The 17,355-nt window shown below is 59.8% G+C and carries 17 protein-coding genes and 2 tRNA genes; 2 read left to right on the forward strand and 17 right to left on the reverse strand.

Annotation, left to right across the window (positions count from 1 at the left end):
• Positions 1–16: 16 nt before the first annotated feature.
• Complete coding sequence (locus tag APH33_RS13495; protein WP_054885629.1) at positions 17–430, reverse strand: VOC family protein; 414 nt, start codon at positions 428–430, stop codon at positions 17–19.
• Between the two features lie 60 nt (positions 431–490).
• On the opposite strand from APH33_RS13495, the gene APH33_RS13500 reads away from it, so the two are divergent.
• Entirely contained in the window at positions 491–793 is a 303-nt protein-coding gene (locus tag APH33_RS13500; RefSeq protein ID WP_054885630.1) for a putative quinol monooxygenase, read from the forward strand.
• Between the two features lie 78 nt (positions 794–871).
• On the opposite strand, the gene APH33_RS13505 is transcribed toward APH33_RS13500, so the two are convergent.
• The 16 genes from APH33_RS13505 to rlmE form a co-directional block, all read right to left on the reverse strand.
• The gene (locus APH33_RS13505) at positions 872–1,222 is read right to left on the reverse strand and encodes a BON domain-containing protein (protein ID WP_054885631.1); all 351 of its coding nucleotides are present in this window, start codon (positions 1,220–1,222) and stop codon (positions 872–874) included.
• 263 nt (positions 1,223–1,485) lie between these two features.
• Entirely contained in the window at positions 1,486–3,591 is a 2,106-nt protein-coding gene (pnp, locus tag APH33_RS13510; protein WP_054885632.1) for a polyribonucleotide nucleotidyltransferase, read from the reverse strand.
• 250 nt (positions 3,592–3,841) lie between these two features.
• Positions 3,842–4,111 carry a 30S ribosomal protein S15 gene (gene rpsO, locus APH33_RS13515; RefSeq protein ID WP_003249971.1) on the reverse strand — a complete coding sequence of 90 codons (270 nt, stop codon included), beginning with the start codon at positions 4,109–4,111 and terminating at the stop codon, positions 3,842–3,844.
• Between the two features lie 149 nt (positions 4,112–4,260).
• Positions 4,261–5,178, reverse strand: a complete 918-nt coding sequence (truB, locus tag APH33_RS13520; RefSeq protein WP_054885633.1) for a tRNA pseudouridine(55) synthase TruB — start codon at positions 5,176–5,178, stop codon at positions 4,261–4,263.
• A gap of 3 nt (positions 5,179–5,181) precedes the next feature.
• Positions 5,182–5,580 (reverse strand): 30S ribosome-binding factor RbfA, encoded by a 399-nt coding sequence (gene rbfA / locus APH33_RS13525; protein WP_054885634.1) that lies wholly within the window; start codon positions 5,578–5,580, stop codon positions 5,182–5,184.
• Positions 5,581–5,696: 116 nt separating this feature from the next.
• Positions 5,697–8,237, reverse strand: a complete 2,541-nt coding sequence (infB, locus tag APH33_RS13530) for a translation initiation factor IF-2 (RefSeq protein WP_054885635.1) — start codon at positions 8,235–8,237, stop codon at positions 5,697–5,699.
• Positions 8,238–8,264: 27 nt separating this feature from the next.
• Positions 8,265–9,746 (reverse strand): transcription termination factor NusA, encoded by a 1,482-nt coding sequence (gene nusA / locus APH33_RS13535; protein ID WP_054885636.1) that lies wholly within the window; start codon positions 9,744–9,746, stop codon positions 8,265–8,267.
• A gap of 59 nt (positions 9,747–9,805) precedes the next feature.
• On the reverse strand, positions 9,806–10,264 hold the full coding sequence (gene rimP / locus APH33_RS13540) for a ribosome maturation factor RimP (RefSeq protein WP_054885662.1): 459 nt from the start codon (positions 10,262–10,264) through the stop codon (positions 9,806–9,808).
• A gap of 132 nt (positions 10,265–10,396) precedes the next feature.
• A tRNA-Met gene (locus APH33_RS13545) sits at positions 10,397–10,473 on the reverse strand.
• Between the two features lie 100 nt (positions 10,474–10,573).
• Positions 10,574–10,659, reverse strand: a tRNA-Leu gene (locus APH33_RS13550).
• A gap of 21 nt (positions 10,660–10,680) precedes the next feature.
• Positions 10,681–11,076 (reverse strand): preprotein translocase subunit SecG, encoded by a 396-nt coding sequence (gene secG, locus APH33_RS13555; protein ID WP_054885637.1) that lies wholly within the window; start codon positions 11,074–11,076, stop codon positions 10,681–10,683.
• A 4-nt stretch (positions 11,077–11,080) separates the two neighbouring features.
• Positions 11,081–11,836: a triose-phosphate isomerase gene (tpiA, locus tag APH33_RS13560; RefSeq protein WP_054885638.1), complete on the reverse strand. Its 756-nt coding sequence runs from the start codon at positions 11,834–11,836 to the stop codon at positions 11,081–11,083.
• A gap of 66 nt (positions 11,837–11,902) precedes the next feature.
• Positions 11,903–13,243 carry a phosphoglucosamine mutase gene (gene glmM, locus APH33_RS13565; protein WP_054885639.1) on the reverse strand — a complete coding sequence of 447 codons (1,341 nt, stop codon included), beginning with the start codon at positions 13,241–13,243 and terminating at the stop codon, positions 11,903–11,905.
• A 16-nt stretch (positions 13,244–13,259) separates the two neighbouring features.
• Entirely contained in the window at positions 13,260–14,111 is an 852-nt protein-coding gene (gene folP / locus APH33_RS13570) for a dihydropteroate synthase (RefSeq protein WP_054885640.1), read from the reverse strand.
• 8 nt (positions 14,112–14,119) lie between these two features.
• Positions 14,120–16,024 (reverse strand): ATP-dependent zinc metalloprotease FtsH, encoded by a 1,905-nt coding sequence (gene ftsH, locus APH33_RS13575; protein WP_054885641.1) that lies wholly within the window; start codon positions 16,022–16,024, stop codon positions 14,120–14,122.
• 201 nt (positions 16,025–16,225) lie between these two features.
• On the reverse strand, positions 16,226–16,852 hold the full coding sequence (rlmE, locus tag APH33_RS13580; protein WP_054885642.1) for a 23S rRNA (uridine(2552)-2'-O)-methyltransferase RlmE: 627 nt from the start codon (positions 16,850–16,852) through the stop codon (positions 16,226–16,228).
• 102 nt (positions 16,853–16,954) lie between these two features.
• Between rlmE and yhbY the strand changes: the two genes are divergently transcribed.
• A complete protein-coding gene (gene yhbY, locus APH33_RS13585) occupies positions 16,955–17,263 on the forward strand; it encodes a ribosome assembly RNA-binding protein YhbY (RefSeq protein ID WP_054885643.1) in 309 nt (102 codons plus the stop codon).
• Positions 17,264–17,355 lie beyond the last annotated feature (92 nt).

The raw sequence follows: 17,355 nt of genomic DNA on the forward strand, positions 1-17,355 counted from the left end.
CGACACAAGGCCGCTCCTACACCAGCCGCTGCCCTGATACCGATGGGTGATACAGCGGCTGCACCTTGTTCCCGGCCGGGTCCAGGAGGTGGAAGCTGCGCGCACCATCCCCATGGTTGAACGGTTTATCGAGCAAGGTCACGCCCCGCGCCTTGAAGTACTGGTACCAGGCCTCCAGCTCCTCGACGCTGTCCACGATGAACCCGTAATGATCCAGGGTCTGCAGGCCATTGGCCGCCCCTGCCCCACGCCCCAGCGACAGGTTGTCATTACCACAGGTCAGATAAACCAGGTCCTCATTAGCCCGGTTCAGCACCTCCATGCCCATCACATCGACATAGAAACGTTCACACTCTTCGAGGTTGGGCACCAGCAAGGCGATATGGCGCAGACCATTCAGGCGGCCAGGACGGGCAGGCAATTCGGACATTGGTGTAACTCCATTTTTGTATACAATTCATAGCTGAATTTAAAACAAAAGGAACGCCCTGTGTATAGCCTGTTCATCAAGACCCGCGTCAAAGCCGGCTGCGCCGAAGCATTTCTCGCTGCCATCAAGGTCAATGCCGCTGCCTCTGTCGCTACCGAGCCCGGCTGCCTGGTGTTCGATGTATCCCAGGACCGCATGGATCCAGACGTGATCTACTTGTACGAGATCTACCGCGACGATAATGCGTACGAGGCACATACCCAGACCGCCCACTTTCGCGATAGTCGCCCGCTGGTCGAACCGCTGATCGTAGAGCAGGAGTGCTTTGAAAGTAATGTGATCGCTCGTAACCCTGTGCACTGAGGCCAACATGAAAAAGCCCCGGCAGTAGCCGGGGCTTTGATAGAGGTGGCCAAATCCGTTTGGCCGACGGGACATTCCTTATTCGGCTTTCAAGCCATCAGCCATCACGCTTTTCACGCCTTTGATATTTTTGGTGATGCGAACAGCTTCAGCCTTCTGCGATTCAGTCACCTTCACGTCAGACGACAGCGAAACAACACCGTGGCTGGTTTCCACCTTGATATCGCTACCCGGTACGCCTTTCTCGGTCATCAGGTCAGCTTTGACCTTGGTGGTGATCCAGGTGTCAGAGCCTTCCTGCTTGGCGTTGTCCACGGTATTGGCAGCCAACATGACCGGAGCCTGAGTTGGCTGGGCAGCGAAGGCACCGTTGGCCATGGTCAGGGTCAGAGCGGTAGCAGTAGCGGCAGCAATGGCGAACTTCTTCATTTGGGTCACTCCTGTTTGTCGAAAGGTCTGCGCCGTATGTCCTGGCGGCAGGTAACACTGTAGTTGCATGCGCTGTGCCAGTTTTTCCGCTTCGCTTGTTTCCTTATAAATCAACAACTTAAAGAACAAGGCAGCAACCGACATTCGTGCATTTTGCAATCAGTGCGAAAAACCTGCATGCAAGATGCAAGTCCGCAAAAGGTTCCCCAACCCATAAAAAAAAGGCCCCGGAGGGGCCCTTTTTCCTGTCGCATTTCAGTCGCTTAGACGCCCGAAGCCTTGGCAGCGGCAACGTCTTTGATCGACAGCTTGATACGGCCGCGGTTGTCCACGTCCAGTACCAGCACTTCGACTTCCTGACCTTCTTTCAGTACGTCGGTCACCTTCTCTACGCGAGCGTCGCTCAGCATCGAGATGTGAACCAGGCCGTCCTTGCCAGGCAGAATGTTGACGAAGGCGCCGAAGTCGACGATTCGCTCGACCTTGCCGACGTAGATCTTGCCGATCTCGGCTTCGGCAGTGATGCCCAGGATGCGCTGCTTGGCTGCGTCTGCCGCGTCCTTGGTTTCGCCGAAGATCTTGATCGAGCCGTCGTCTTCGATGTCGATCGAAGCCTTGGTTTCTTCGCAGATGGCGCGAATGGTAGCGCCGCCTTTGCCGATGACATCACGGATCTTGTCGGTGTCGATCTTCATCGCGATCATGGTCGGGGCGTTGGCCGACAGCTCGGTACGCGACTCGCCAATGATCTGGTTCATCTGGCCGAGGATGTTCAGGCGCGCTTCCAGGGCCTGGCCCAGGGCGATTTCCATGATCTCTTCGGTGATGCCGTTGATCTTGATGTCCATCTGCAGCGCGGTAACACCTTTGGCGGTACCCGCAACCTTGAAGTCCATGTCGCCGAGGTGGTCTTCGTCACCGAGGATGTCGGTCAGGACTGCGAATTTCTCGCCTTCCTTGACCAGGCCCATGGCGATACCGGCAACGGGCGCCTTCATCGGTACGCCAGCGTCCATCAGTGCCAGGGAAGCACCGCAGACCGAAGCCATCGAGCTGGAACCGTTGGATTCGGTGATTTCCGAAACCACACGGATGGTGTACGGGAACACGTCAGCGGCTGGCAGCATGGCCTGAACCGAACGACGGGCCAGACGGCCGTGGCCGATTTCGCGGCGACCGGCACCCCCCATGCGACCACACTCGCCCACCGAGAACGGCGGGAAGTTGTAGTGCAGCATGAACGGGTCTTTCTTCTCGCCTTCGAGGGTGTCCAGCAGCTGGGCATCACGCGCAGTACCGAGGGTCGCGACGACCAGGGCCTGGGTTTCGCCACGGGTGAACAGGGCCGAGCCGTGGGTCTTGGGCAGCACACCGACTTCGATGTTCAGCGGACGTACGGTCTTGGTGTCGCGACCATCGATACGTGGCTTGCCATTGACGATGTTTTCGCGAACGGTGCGGTATTCGATTTCGCCGAAGATTTCTTTGACTTCAGCAGGCGAAGGTTGGCCTTCTTCACCAGAGAACTTGGCAACGGCCTGATCGCGCAGCTCGCCCAGGCGCGCGTAGCGGTCGGCCTTGACGGTGATGGTGTAGCCCTGGGAAATGGCTTCGCCGAACTCTGCACGGATGGCGTTGAACAGTTCGGTATTGGCAACGGCAGGTTTCCAGTCCCAGGTCGGCTTGCCCGCTTCGGCGGCCAGCTCTTTGACAGCCTGGATGACAGCCTGGAACTCGTCGTGGGCGAACAGCACGGCGCCCAGCATCTGGTCTTCGGTCAGCTCTTGAGCTTCCGACTCAACCATCAGAACGGCGTCGGAGGTACCGGCAACGACCATGTCCAGGCTCGAAGCAGCCAGCTGCTCGTAGGTCGGGTTCAGCAGGTAGCCGGTGCTTTCGTGGAAGGCAACACGGGCAGCGCCAATCGGGCCTTCGAACGGAATGCCGGAGATGGCCAGGGCAGCCGAGGTACCGATCATCGCAGCGATGTCCGGATCGGTCTTCTTGCTGGTGGAAACCACGGTGCAGACAACCTGCACTTCGTTCATGAACCCTTCTGGGAACAGCGGGCGGATCGGACGGTCGATCAGGCGCGAGGTCAGCGTCTCTTTCTCGGAAGGACGGCCTTCACGCTTGAAGAAGCCACCCGGGATCTTGCCGGCGGCGTAGGTCTTTTCCTGGTAGTGGACCGACAGCGGGAAGAACCCCTTGCCTGGGTCGGCCTGCTTGGCACCGACCACGGTTACCAGCACGGTGACGTCGTTGTCGACGGTCACCAGCACGGCGCCGGTTGCCTGACGGGCGATACGGCCCGTTTCGAGAGTAACGGTCGATTGACCGAACTGGAATTTCTTGATTACCGGGTTCACGGTTTCCTACCTTTTTTCAGTGGCTCTGGGGGAACTGGTTTCTTGCGAATTCTTGGGCAGAACGGGGAATCGGCCCCGTTGACCGTCCAGATACAACACGAGGTTGGGAGCCTGGCTGCTGCGCGGTAAACCGCTCAGCAAAACCAGGCTGCCAACCTCGGAGATACGCGTGGCGTGCCCGACGACGATGCTGCAAAGCAGCATAGCCGAAGCTTGCGACACGCCATGCACACCACTGACCAGGCCGCTATTAGCGACGCAGGCCCAGGCGACCGATCAGGGCGCTGTAACGAGTGGTGTCTTTGCCCTTCAGGTAGTCCAGCAGCTTACGACGCTGGTTGACCATACGGATCAGACCACGACGGGAGTGGTGGTCTTTATCGTTGGCCTTGAAGTGGCCTTGCAGCTTGTTGATGTTGGCGGTCAGCAGAGCAACCTGCACTTCCGGGCTACCGGTATCGCCGGCGGCTTGCTGGTATTCGGCAACGATCTGAGCTTTTTCTTCAACGCTGAGGGCCATGAGGCTTCTCCAAATCAAACGGATCCCGCAAGCGGGTTCCAATAGGCCAGGGACAAAACCCTGTATTAATAAAATGAGCTGTGACCGTGCCTACTGACAGCCACCCTCGTTCCACCGGTTTCAGCCAAAGCCTCGACCTGTGGTTTCGGTCATTCCGACCGAATCAATCGACGCGGCGCAATGCGCCCGTCTTCGCTCACTTCACCGATACCGATGAAGCGGCCATTGTGATCCTGTACGCGGACCATGCCAAACTGCGGTGCATCCGGCGCACGCACTGCCTGGCCATGCAGCCAGTAAAACGCGCTGTGCTCGGACAGGCACACCAGTGGCCAGTCCTGCAGCCCGCTGTCGGACGGCATCAGGAAGCGATCGAGCGCTTCGTTGCCGCCTTCGGCATGGGCCTGCTCGAGTTCCTCGAGGGTCACCGTCTGGGCCAGGGCAAAAGGCCCGGCCTGGGTCCGGCGCAACTCGGCGACATAGGCGCCACAGCCAAGGGCCTCGCCGATATCCTCCACCAGGGTGCGGATATAGGTGCCTTTGCTGCAGCCAACCGACAACCGTGCACGGGCGCCTTCGCACTCGAGCAACTCCAAGCGGCCAATAGTAACAGAACGCGCCTCGCGCTCCACTACCTCTCCTGCACGCGCCAGTTTATACAGCGGCTGGCCGTCACGCTTGAGCGCTGAGTACATCGGCGGTACCTGAAGGATTTCACCGCGAAAACGCGGGATCACCGCTTCGATATCGGCGCGACCAACGGTCACCTCGCGGGTCTGCAGGACTTCACCTTCAGCGTCTGCGGTGCTGGTAGTCTGCCCCAGCTGCATGACCGTTTCGTAGCCCTTGTCGGAATCGAGCAGGTACTGCGAAAACTTGGTCGCCTCACCAAAGCACAGCGGCAGCACGCCGGTGGCCAGCGGGTCGAGGCTGCCGGTGTGGCCGGCCTTCTCGGCATTGAGCAACCAACGGACCTTCTGCAGCGCGGCGTTGGAGGTGAAACCAAGCGGCTTGTCGAGCAGGATGATGCCGCTGACGTTGCGGCGGATACGTTTGACCTGGGCCACCGCTTACTCCTTGGCGTCCGACTCGTCGGCATCCTTGTGCAGGCGGTCTTCGGCCACTGCACGCTCGATCAGCGCCGAGAGGTGGACACCACGGCTGACACTTTCATCGAAGTGGAAGTGCAACTGCGGCACGCTGCGCAGCTGCATCGAGCGGCCCAGGTGCAGGCGCAGGAAGCTTGCGGCGCTGTTCAGGGCCTTGAGCGACTGCTGGACGGCGTCTGGCGCTTCTTCGCCCATGACGGTGATGAAGACCTTGGCATGGCCCAGGTCGCGGCTGACATCCACAGCGGTGATGGTCACCAGACCGACGCGTGGGTCCTTGACTTCACGGCGGATCAGCTCGGCCAGCTCACGCTGCATCTGATCACCGATACGTTGGGTACGGCTGTATTCTTTGGCCATTCTTGCTACCTGTAACTTAAAGCGGCAAACGCCCGGTGAGGCTTAAGCCTGACCGGGCGCTACCTACTGAGGCGCTGCCCACCGCCCTGCGGCGGGGGCTGGCGCCCTGCTCACCCTTAAAGGGTACGAGCAACCTGGACTTTCTCGAAGACTTCGATCTTGTCGCCGACCTTGACGTCGTTGTAGCTCTTGACGCCAATACCGCACTCCATGCCCGAACGCACTTCGGAAGCGTCGTCCTTGAAGCGACGCAGCGATTCCAGTTCACCTTCGAAGATCACAACGTCTTCGCGCAGTACGCGGATCGGACGGTTGCGGTACACGGTACCTTCGATGACCATACAGCCAGCGATGGCGCCGAACTTCGGCGAACGGAACACGTCACGGACTTCAGCGACGCCCAGGATGTTCTCGCGAACATCGCTGCCGAGCATGCCGGTCAGGGCTTTCTTGACGTCTTCGATGATGTCGTAGATCACGTTGTAGTAACGCATATCCAGACCTTCCTGCTCGACGATCTTGCGCGCGCCGGCATCGGCACGCACGTTGAAGCCGAACAGTACTGCATTCGAAGCCAGCGCCAGGTTGGCGTCGCTTTCGGTGATACCACCGACGCCGCCACCAATCACGCGCACCTGAACTTCGTCGTTGCCCAGACCAGACAGCGAGCCCTGCAGTGCTTCCAGGGAGCCCCGCACGTCGGTCTTGAGGACGATGTTGAGGGTCTTCTTCTCTTCCTGACCCATGGTCTCGAAGATGTTTTCCAGCTTGCCGGCGTGAGCACGGGCGAGCTTGACCTCGCGGTATTTGCCTTGACGGAACAGGGCAACTTCACGGGCCTTCTTCTCGTCGGCAACCACGGACAGCTCGTCACCGGCTTCCGGGGTACCGTCCAGGCCGAGGATCTCGACCGGGATCGACGGGCCGGCTTCCTTCACAGGCTTGCCGTTCTCGTCGAGCATGGCACGCACGCGGCCATAGTTGGAGCCGCACAGGACCATGTCGCCCTGACGCAGGGTACCGTCCTGAACCAGGATGGTCGCCACCGGGCCACGGCCCTTGTCCAGGCGCGATTCGACCACGACGCCACGACCTGGAGCGGTCGGGGTGGCGGTCAGCTCGAGGATCTCGGCCTGCAGCAGAACGGCTTCGAGCAATTCGTCGACACCGGTACCCATCTTCGCCGAAACCTTGACGAACGGCGTGTCACCACCCCAGTCCTCGGAGGTTACGCCTTCGACGGCCAGTTCGTTGCGGATGCGATCGAGGTCGGCACCCGGCTTGTCGATCTTGTTCACTGCAACCACCAGCGGAACGCCAGCAGCCTTGGCATGCTGAACGGCTTCGCGGGTTTGCGGCATCACGCCGTCGTCCGCCGCCACCACCAGGATGACGATGTCGGTGGCCTTGGCACCACGGGCACGCATGGCGGTAAACGCAGCGTGGCCCGGGGTATCGAGGAAGGTGACCATGCCGCGGTCGGTTTCCACGTGGTAGGCACCGATGTGCTGGGTAATACCACCGGCTTCGCCAGCAGCAACCTTGGCACGACGGATGTAGTCGAGCAGCGAGGTCTTACCGTGGTCGACGTGACCCATGACGGTAACTACCGGCGCACGCGACTCGGTCTGCCCTTCGAACTTCAGCGATTCGGCCAGGGAGTCTTCCAGAGCGGTATCGCTGATCAGGGTGACCTTGTGACCCAGCTCTTCTGCGACCAGCTGAGCGGTTTCCTGGTCGAGCACCTGGTTGATGGTAACCGGGGTACCCAGCTTGAACATGAACTTGACCACTTCGGCGCCCTTGACGGACATCTGGTTGGCCAGCTCGGAGACGGTGATGGTCTCGCCGATGGTCACGTCACGAATGACGGGGCCGGTCGGGTTCTGGAAGCCGTGCTGGTTACGTTTCTTCAGCTTGCTCTTGCCACCACGGCCACGACGAGCGCCATCGCTCTCTTCGTCGGTGGTGCGCGGTGCGGCACGAGGAGTCGGAGCCTTTTCCTTCTCCTTGACCTTGACCTTGATCGACACGCGCGGCGCTTCGCCACGACGTTCGCCACCACGACGGTCTTCGTCACGGGTGCGGCCTTCGTTGCGACGGGCTTCGTCCTTCTTGCGCTCGGCAGCACGGGCGGCGGCGTCTTCGGACGCTGGGGCGTCGGCGACTACCGGGGCCGGAGCAGGCGCTGGTTCGGCCTTTGCCACAGGCGCCGGAGCTGGCGCTGCAGCAGCAGCATCGGCCGCCTGACGGCGAGCCTGCTCTTCGTTGCGCTGGCGAACTTCGGCCTCGACCTTTTCGCGAGCGGCATTTTCAGCCGCGCGGCGCTCATCCAGCTCACGCTTCTGCTCGGCCTGGATTTCTTCCGGGCTGCGCTGAACGAAAACTTTCTTCTTGCGTACTTCTACGCTGATGCTCTTGCTACCGGCGACACGCAGGGTGCTGGTGGTCTTGCGCTGCAAGGTAATCTTGCGCGGCTCTTCCGCCTTGCTCTTGTGGCTGCTCTTCAAATGGGTCAGCAGAGTCTGCTTTTCATTGTCGGTCACTACCTGACCGGCGTCGGTGTGCGGCAGACCTGCCTCACGCATCTGCTGCAGCAGGCGCTCTACCGGTGCCTCGACCTCTTGGGCCAGTTCTTTCACCGTGACTTGCGTCATGCACTTCTCTCCTCAGGCCGCGCCTAATTACTCGAACCAGTGGGCTCGGGCGGCCATGATCAACTTGCCGGCACGCTCTTCGTCGATGCCGTCGATGTCGAGCAGGTCGTCAATCGACTGCTCGGCCAGGTCTTCGCGGTTAACCACGCCGCGCACCGCCAGTTCCGCTGCCAGGTCCTTGTCCATGCCCTCAAGGGAGAGCAAGTCGTCGGACGGATGGGCGTCTGCCAGTTTTTCTTCGGTAGCGATGGCCTTGGTCAACAAACGGTCCTTGGCACGAGCGCGCAGCTCATTGACGATTTCTTCGTCAAAGCCATCGATGTTGAGCATTTCTTCCAACGGTACGTAGGCAATCTCTTCGAGGCTGGTGAAGCCTTCGTCGACCAGCACTTGGGCCAGCTCCTCGTCGACTTCCAGCTCTTCGATGAAATTACGCAGGATGTCGCCGGTTTCAGCCTGTTGCTTGGCCTGGATGTCCTTTTCGGTCATCACGTTCAGGGTCCAGCCAGTCAGCTGACTGGCCAGGCGAACGTTCTGACCACCACGGCCAATGGCTTGTGCCAGGTTGTCTTCGGCAACGGCGATGTCCATTGCATGGGCATCTTCATCAACGATGATCGCCGCGACTTCAGCCGGCGACATGGCGTTGATGACGAATTGCGCCGGGTTCTCGTCCCACAGGACGATATCCACGCGCTCACCACCCAGCTCGCCGGATACGGCCTGGACGCGCGAACCGCGCATGCCGATACAGGCACCTTGCGGGTCGATGCGCTTGTCCTTGGAGCGGACGGCGATCTTGGCACGCGACCCCGGATCACGGGATGCAGCCATGACTTCGATGAGGCCTTCGGCGATTTCCGGCACTTCGATGCGGAACAGCTCGATCAGCATCTGCGGCGCGGTGCGCGACAGGATCAGCTGAGGACCGCGGTTCTCGGTGCGGATTTCCTTGAGCAGCGCACGCAGGCGCACGCCAACACGGAAGGTCTCACGTGGAATGATGTCTTCGCGGGCCAGCAGGGCCTCGGCGTTGTTACCCAGATCAACGATGACGTTGTCACGGGTGACTTTCTTGACGGTGCCGGAGATGATCTCGTTGACCCGCTCGCGGTAGGCGTCAACCACCTGGGCGCGCTCGGCTTCACGAACCTTCTGCACGATGACCTGCTTGGCGGTCTGCGCGGCGATACGGCCGAATTCGATGGACTCGATCTTTTCTTCGATCACGTCACCGACTTTCGCTTCAGGGTGAGTGTCCTTGATCTTGTCGAGCCAGGTTTCGATCGCCGGATCGTCCAGGTCGTTCTCGTCGACCACGGTCCAGCGACGGAACGTCTCATAGCTACCGGTGTGGCGGTTGATTTCCACACGCAGATCGACTTCGTCCTCAAAACGTTTTTTGGTTGCAGTAGCCAGGGCCACTTCCAGCGCTTCGAAAATGACGCCGGGCGGTACACCTTTTTCGTTGGATACCGATTCAACAACCAGCAGTACTTCTTTGCTCATCGTACGCCTCGCCTTGCGCAAGCCATTAGGCCCGGATAGTCCGCCGGGCCCGGCACGTCTCAGTCAAAACTGGGAATAATATTGGCCTTGTCGATCGAGTCGATCGGCAGCAGGAACTCCTGGTTGTCCACCTGGACCACCACGTCCTGATCCTCCACACCGCGGAGAAGGCCCTGGAAGTTACGACGCCCCTCGAAGGGTGAACGCAGCTTGATCTTCACTTGTTCGCCGGCATGCGAGGCAAACTGTTCCAGAGTGAACAGTGGGCGATCCATGCCTGGAGAGGAGACCTCAAGGGTATATTCGCTGCTGATCGGATCTTCCACATCGAGGATCGCGCTGGCCTGACGGCTGACCGCTTCGCAGTCGTCCACCAGGATGCCGTCTTCCTTGTCGATATAGATGCGCAGTACCGAATGCTTACCCTGGGATACGAATTCGATCCCCCAGCACTGATAGCCCAGACCCTCGACCACCGGGGCCAACAAGGCCTGCAACTGTTCTAGCTTGCTCGACACCTGAACCCCCTCGTGCATGCTGTGCAAATAAAAAATGGGCGAAGCGCCCATCCCTGAAAGCGCCGTAGGACAACGACGCCGTAAATTTCGTTCAGCTAGCAAAAAGCCCCTGAAAAGGGGCTCCGCTGAAGCTGGTTGCGGGGGCTGGATTTGAACCAACGACCTTCGGGTTATGAGCCCGACGAGCTACCAAGCTGCTCCACCCCGCGACAAAGCTGGGGCGAAAGTATAAGTCTTAACCTGCTGATGGGTCAAACCCAAACCTTCACCTGCAAGAAAGCCCGCTAAAGCGGGCTCTCAAGCTTTAATTGGTACCGAGAAGGGGACTCGAACCCCTACACCCTATGGGCACAACCACCTCAAGGTTGCGTGTCTACCAATTCCACCACCTCGGCAATACTACAACTTGAAACCCGTTACTTCTGCTCTTCGGCCGGAGGAGGCACATCACCTTTAGTGGTGGTGTCACTCTTCTGTTCCTGGAGCACCGGTACATCATCATTAACTGCCGGTTTCTGCGGCTCTTTCACTTCTAGCACCGCTGGATCTGGAAGACCTGCTTGGCTAAGCTGGTGAGCTTGTTGCTTCGCGAAGTATCCTAACCCAAGTGCTGTCAAAAAGAAAGTGGCAGCGAGTATAGCAGTCAATTTACTCAGGAAGGTAGCAGAACCTTGGCTTCCGAACACAGTGTTTGAGGCACCTGCGCCGAAAGATGCACCTGCTTCCGCACCCTTACCCTGTTGCAGCAAAACCAGCACTACAAGCGACAGCGCTGCCAACAGATGAAAAACAACGATAACTGTTTCCAGCATTTGTTCAGTTTCCTGCGGCGCGACAAATTGCACCGAATTCGTCTGCGTTCAGGGACGCTCCACCAATGAGCCCCCCATCGATATCCGGCATGCCGAACAGTTCGGCCGCATTGGCCGCCTTCACGCTGCCGCCGTAGAGAAGCTGCACGCTTGCGGCAACTTCGGCGTCTTCGGCCGCCAACTGGGCACGGATGGCTGCATGCACATCCTGAGCCTGTTGAGGCGAAGCCGTCAAACCTGTGCCAATAGCCCAAACCGGCTCGTAGGCAATTACAGCCTTGGCAAAAGCCTTAACACCGAACGCGTCGATGATACTGCTTAGTTGACGCCCGACAACTTCGAGTGTCTTGCCTGCCTCGCGCTCTTCAAGAGTTTCCCCTACGCAGAGCACCGGCATTAAACCACTAAGTTGAGCGGCTGCAAACTTCTCTTTCAGTACTTCATCACTTTCGCCAATGATCTGGCGACGCTCCGAGTGACCAATCAAGACCAACTTGCAACCTGCTTCAACCAACTGACTCGGTGCAACTTCACCGGTCAGCGCGCCCTGCTCGGGCTTTATCGCAGAATTCTGTGCTCCGACAGCGATCCCGCTACCCTGCAGACCATCAACCACTTGATTGATGAACAGCGTCGGCGGAAACACCGCGACTTCAACACCGCTTGGCACGGACATATTGCCCAGGCCCAGGATCAGCTCAGCGACGCTGGCGCGGGTACCGTGCATCTTCCAGTTACCAGCTACCATGGGGCGACGCATGCTTTACCTCGTCGGTCAAAGTGGGCGCAGATCTTACCCAACCCGATCTGCGCTGGCAAGCCTCTTTCAGGCACAAACTTCTGCGACCAGCTTGGCCAAGGCTTCGGCATGCCCACGCACCTGGTTTTCGTCGTCGCCTTCGACCATTACCCGCACCAAGGGCTCGGTACCGGATTTGCGCAGCAGCACACGCCCACGCCCCGCCATGGCTTCGGTGACCTTGGCGCTGGCTTCCTTGACCGCCGGATGCTCCAGCGGGTCGACCTTGCTCGCCCCGAAACGCACATTGATCAGGACCTGCGGGCATTTGCGCAGGGCTTGACGCGCCTGCGCCAGGGTTTCGCCGCGGCGCTTGAGCGCCATCAGCACCTGCAGGGCAGCAATGATCGCGTCACCGGTGGTGGTGTGGTTGCAGCACACCACGTGCCCGGAGTTTTCGCCCCCGAGCAGCCAATCGCGCTCGAGCAGTTCTGCCATTACGTAGCGATCGCCGACCTTGGCCCGCACGAAAGGAATATCCAGATCCTTGAGGGCAAGCTCAAGGCCCAGGTTGCTCATCAGTGTGCCGACCACGCCGCCTTGCAGCTTGCCACGCTCCTGCAAGTCACGAGCGATGATGAACAGCAACTCATCGCCGTCGACGATGGCGCCGGTGTGGTCGACCATCAGTACCCGGTCGCCATCGCCGTCGAAGGCAATGCCCAGGTCGGCATGCCCTACCAGTACGGCAGCCTGCAGCGACTCGATGTGGGTCGAGCCGCAGCCCTCGTTGATGTTCAGGCCGTCCGGCTGCGCATGCAGCACGGTCACGTCGGCACCCAATTCACGGAACACGCTCGGGGCAACCTTGTAGGTGGCACCGTGAGCGCAGTCGACCACCAGCTTGAGGCCTTCGAAGCTGGTGCTGCTCGGCACGCTGCTCTTGCAGAATTCGATATAGCGGCCGGCCGCATCGTTGATACGGGAAACCTTGCCCAGCTTGCTCGATTCGACCACGGTCATTGGCTGATCGAGCAACTCTTCGATCATCAGTTCGACTTCGTCGGGCAGCTTGGTGCCCTGCCCGGAGAAGAACTTGATGCCGTTGTCGTCATGCGGGTTGTGCGAGGCACTGATGACAATGCCCGCTTCAGCATGGAAAGTGCGGGTCAGGTAAGCGATGGCCGGCGTCGGCATAGGCCCGAGCAGCATGACGTCAGCACCGGCTGCAGACAAGCCGGCCTCGAGCGCGGATTCAAACATGTAACCGGAAATACGCGTGTCCTTGCCCACCAGTACTCGGCAATTGCCTTGCTTGCGGAAGGCCATGCCAGCCGCCCAGCCCAGCTTCAGCATGAAATCCGGCGTGATCGGATACTCGCCGACGCGGCCACGAATACCGTCGGTACCAAAATATTTTCTGCTCATAGGGACTCCAATGTTCTTATTCGGCGTTCTGTACTGCGGCAATCATGCGCACCACGTCGACGGTCTCGGCCACGTCATGGACGCGCAGGATGCTGGCCCCCTTGGTCATGGCCAGAGCCGCCAGCGCGAGGCTGCCATACAGTCGCTCACCGACCGGACGATTCAGCGTCAGGCCGATCATGCTCTTGCGCGAAACGCCCACCAGCAGCGGGCGCCCCAGGCGATAGAGCGCTTCCATGTGTTTGAACAAGCTGAGGTTGTGCGCGAGTGTCTTGGCGAAACCGAAGCCTGGGTCAAGAATGATGCGTTCGGCAGGGATACCCACCGCCGCGCAAGCGGCCATCCGCTGTTCAAGATAGCGCGTTACATCGGCAGTCACATCGTCGTAATGCGGATCGTCCTGCATGTTCCCGGGCTCGCCGCGCATGTGCATCAGGCAAACCGGCAAGCCGGTGTCCGCCGCCGCATCCAGAGCGCCATCGCGCTCCAGCGCACGCACGTCGTTGATCAGGCCGGCACCCAACCGCGCCGACTCGCGAATGACCGCAGGCGTTGAAGTATCGACCGAAATGACCACGTCGAAGCGACTGTTGATGGCCTCGACCATCGGCGCCACGCGCTCGATCTCTTCGGTGACCGAAACCGCACGCGCACCGGGGCGGGTCGATTCTCCACCAATGTCGATCAGCGTGGCCCCTGCCGCGATCATCGCCTCGGCATGGCGCAACGCTTCGTCGCGCTGACTGAAGCGCCCGCCATCGGAGAAGGAGTCGGGAGTGACATTGAGGATACCCATGACATGGGTACGGGAAAGATCAAGAACCCGGTTGCCACAAGGCAACCGGGTCGGGTACTGCACTGAGCTCATAGATGCCCTTAGTGTTGAGCTGCGGGGCCGCCGATCGGCGATTCCGGGCGATCATTCTGGGCAGTCGGCGCGCCCGAATCCTTGTCATCATCCCAGTCACGGGGCTCACGCGGCGTACGACCTGCCATGATGTCATCGATCTGATCGGCATCAATGGTCTCGTACTTCATCAAGGCTTCGGTCATCACCTCCAGCTTGTCGCGGTTGTCGATCAGCAACTGCTTGGCCGTGGCATAGCACTGGTCGATGATGCTACGCACTTCAGAGTCGATCAGCTTGGCCGTCTCGCCAGAAACGCTGGCGTGCTGGCTGGCGGCACTGCGACCGAGGAATACCTCACCCTCCTCTTCGGCGTACATCAGCGGACCGAGTTTTTCCGACAGACCCCACTTGGTAACCATGTTGCGAGCGATCTGGCTGGCTCGCATGATGTCGTTGGACGCACCCGTGGTAACGCCATCGAAGCCCAAGGTCATCTCCTCGGCGATCCGACCGCCGTACAGCGAGCAGATCTGGCTGATCAGCGCACGCTTGGACAGGCTGTAGCGGTCTTCTTCCGGCAGGAACATGGTGACACCCAAGGCACGACCACGGGGGATGATCGAAACCTTGTAGACCGGATCGTGCTCAGGCACCAGGCGACCGACAATGGCGTGACCGGCCTCGTGATAGGCGGTGTTCTTCTTCTCCTTCTCGGACATGACCATGGTCTTGCGCTCGGCACCCATCATGATCTTGTCCTTGGCCAGTTCGAACTCTTTCATTTCGACAAGGCGCTTGTTGGCGCGAGCGGCAAACAGCGAAGCCTCGTTGACCAGGTTGGCCAGGTCGGCACCGGAGAAGCCTGGGGTACCACGGGCAATGACGGCCGGATTGACGTTTTCGCCGATCGGCACCTTGCGCATGTGCACCTTGAGAATTTGCTCACGGCCACGAATATCCGGCAGACCGACGACGACCTGACGGTCGAAGCGACCAGGGCGCAGCAGCGCAGGGTCGAGCACGTCCGGGCGGTTGGTGGCAGCAATGACGATGATCCCATCGTTCATTTCGAAGCCGTCCATTTCAACCAGCAACTGGTTGAGGGTCTGCTCGCGCTCGTCGTGACCACCGCCCATGCCGGCGCCACGGTGGCGACCAACAGCGTCGATCTCATCAATGAAGATGATGCACGGAGCATGCTTCTTGGCCTGCTCGAACATGTCACGCACCCGGCTTGCACCTACACCGACGAACATCTCGACGAAGTCGGAACCGGAGATGGTGAAGAATGGGACCTTGGCTTCACCGGCAATGGCTTTGGCCAGCAGGGTCTTACCGGTACCAGGCGGGCCGACCATCAGCACGCCGCGCGGGATACGACCACCCAGGCGCTGGAACTTGCCCGGGTCGCGCAGGAATTCGACCAGTTCGCCGACCTCTTCCTTGGCCTCGTCGCAACCGGCGACGTCAGCCAGGGTGGTCTTGACCTGGTCTTCGGAAAGCAGGCGCGCCTTGCTCTTGCCGAAGCTCATCGGCCCGCCCTTGCCCCCCGCACCACCTTGCATCTGGCGCATGAAGAACATGAACACGGCGATGATCACGAGGATCGGGAAGCTTGCCACCAACAGCTGAGTCCAGATGCTCTGCTGTTCCGGCTGCTTGCCTTCGATGACTACATGGTTGTCGACCAGGTCGCCGATCAGGCCATTGTCGGTAATGGCCGGGCGCACGGTCTTGAAGTTGTCACCGTCGGCGCGCTTGCCGGTAATGATGTAGCCATCGACGGTCACACGCTCGACCTTGCCATCCTTGACCTGCTGGATGAAGTCGGAATAGTTGAGGGTCTGCGGCTCGTTAGGGCTGGAGAAGTTGTTCATCACCGTCACCAGGACAGCTGCGATGATCAACCACAGGATCAGATTCTTTGCCATGTCGTTCAATTCGCTACCCTCTGAGGCCGGCGCACGACGCAGCCGTGCCTCGCATGATATTCATCGCCCTAACTTACTACATTACCTACGCATCCGCAGGCACCGTCTGTAACCCTTTGTGAAACCTAGACTACACGAAGTTCGGACAATCCAGACGGGGCAGCCGATTGGAATTAACTATCAGCCACCCCGCAATACGCCTCATGCTCCCTTGAAACCCCTGCCCAGCAGGTACTGTTCGCGGGAGCGGTCCCGCGAAGACGACGGCTTGCGCATCTGCACCTTGTCGAATTTGCTGCGCACGTCCTTGAGGTACATGTCGAAACCTTCACCCTGGAAGATCTTGATCAGGAAGTCCCCGCCCGGCTTGAGCACGCGGGTCGCCAGGTCCAGGGCCAGCTCGCAGAGAAACATGGCTCGCGGCATATCCACCGCAGGCGTACCACTCATATTGGGGGCCATGTCGGAAATCACAAGGTCTACGTGCGAATCACCGACCGCCTGCAGGATCTGCTGCAGCACTTCATCCTGAGTGAAGTCGCCCTGAATGAAGGTCACGTCGGGGATCGAGTCCATCTCCAGGATATCGGAGGCGATCAAGCGACCCTGACCACCAATCAGACGACTGGTCACCTGCGACCAGCCTCCGGGGGCCGCGCCGAGGTCGATCACACTCATGCCAGGCCGGATCAGGCGGTCTTTCTCCTGAATCTCCAGCAGTTTGTAGCTCGCACGCGAACGGTAGCCATCCTTCTGCGCTTGCTTCACAAAAGGATCGTTGAAATGCTCTCGCAGCCAGTTTGCGCTGCTTTTGGAACGTTGTACCACGGGGCACCTCGATGATATGCGTCGTGATTGACTGGGCGGAGCCGGTGGCCCTCGGGTAAAATGCCGGTCAATTTTACAGAATCAGACGGAAAGGGTCAGATTATGCCGCTCAATAACGAGCAGAAGAAGCAATACAAGTCCATTGGTCATGACCTGAAGCCGGTCCTGATCGTCGCTGGCAACGGCTTGAACGAAGGCGTTATCGCCGAACTGGAGCGCGCGCTGGTCGATCACGAACTGATCAAGGTCGAAATCCGCTCGGAAGATCGCGAAGAGCGCGCCGTCGTCATTGCCGAACTGTGCAAGGCCGGCCGCGCCGAACTGGTACAGACCATCGGCAAGAAGGCACTGATCTATCGCAAGAATCCGCAGCCGAACAAGCAGCTGTCCAACATCCACCGTTACAAGTGACGGGTGTGGGAGCGGCCTTGCGTCGCGAAAGGGCTGCAAAGCAGCCCCAGCGGTATTTGCGATAAAGCTGACATCCTGGGGTCGCTTTGCGA

It is taken from the genome of Pseudomonas sp. NBRC 111130, assembly GCF_001320485.1.
In the GTDB taxonomy this organism is placed as follows: domain Bacteria; phylum Pseudomonadota; class Gammaproteobacteria; order Pseudomonadales; family Pseudomonadaceae; genus Aquipseudomonas; species Aquipseudomonas vlassakiae.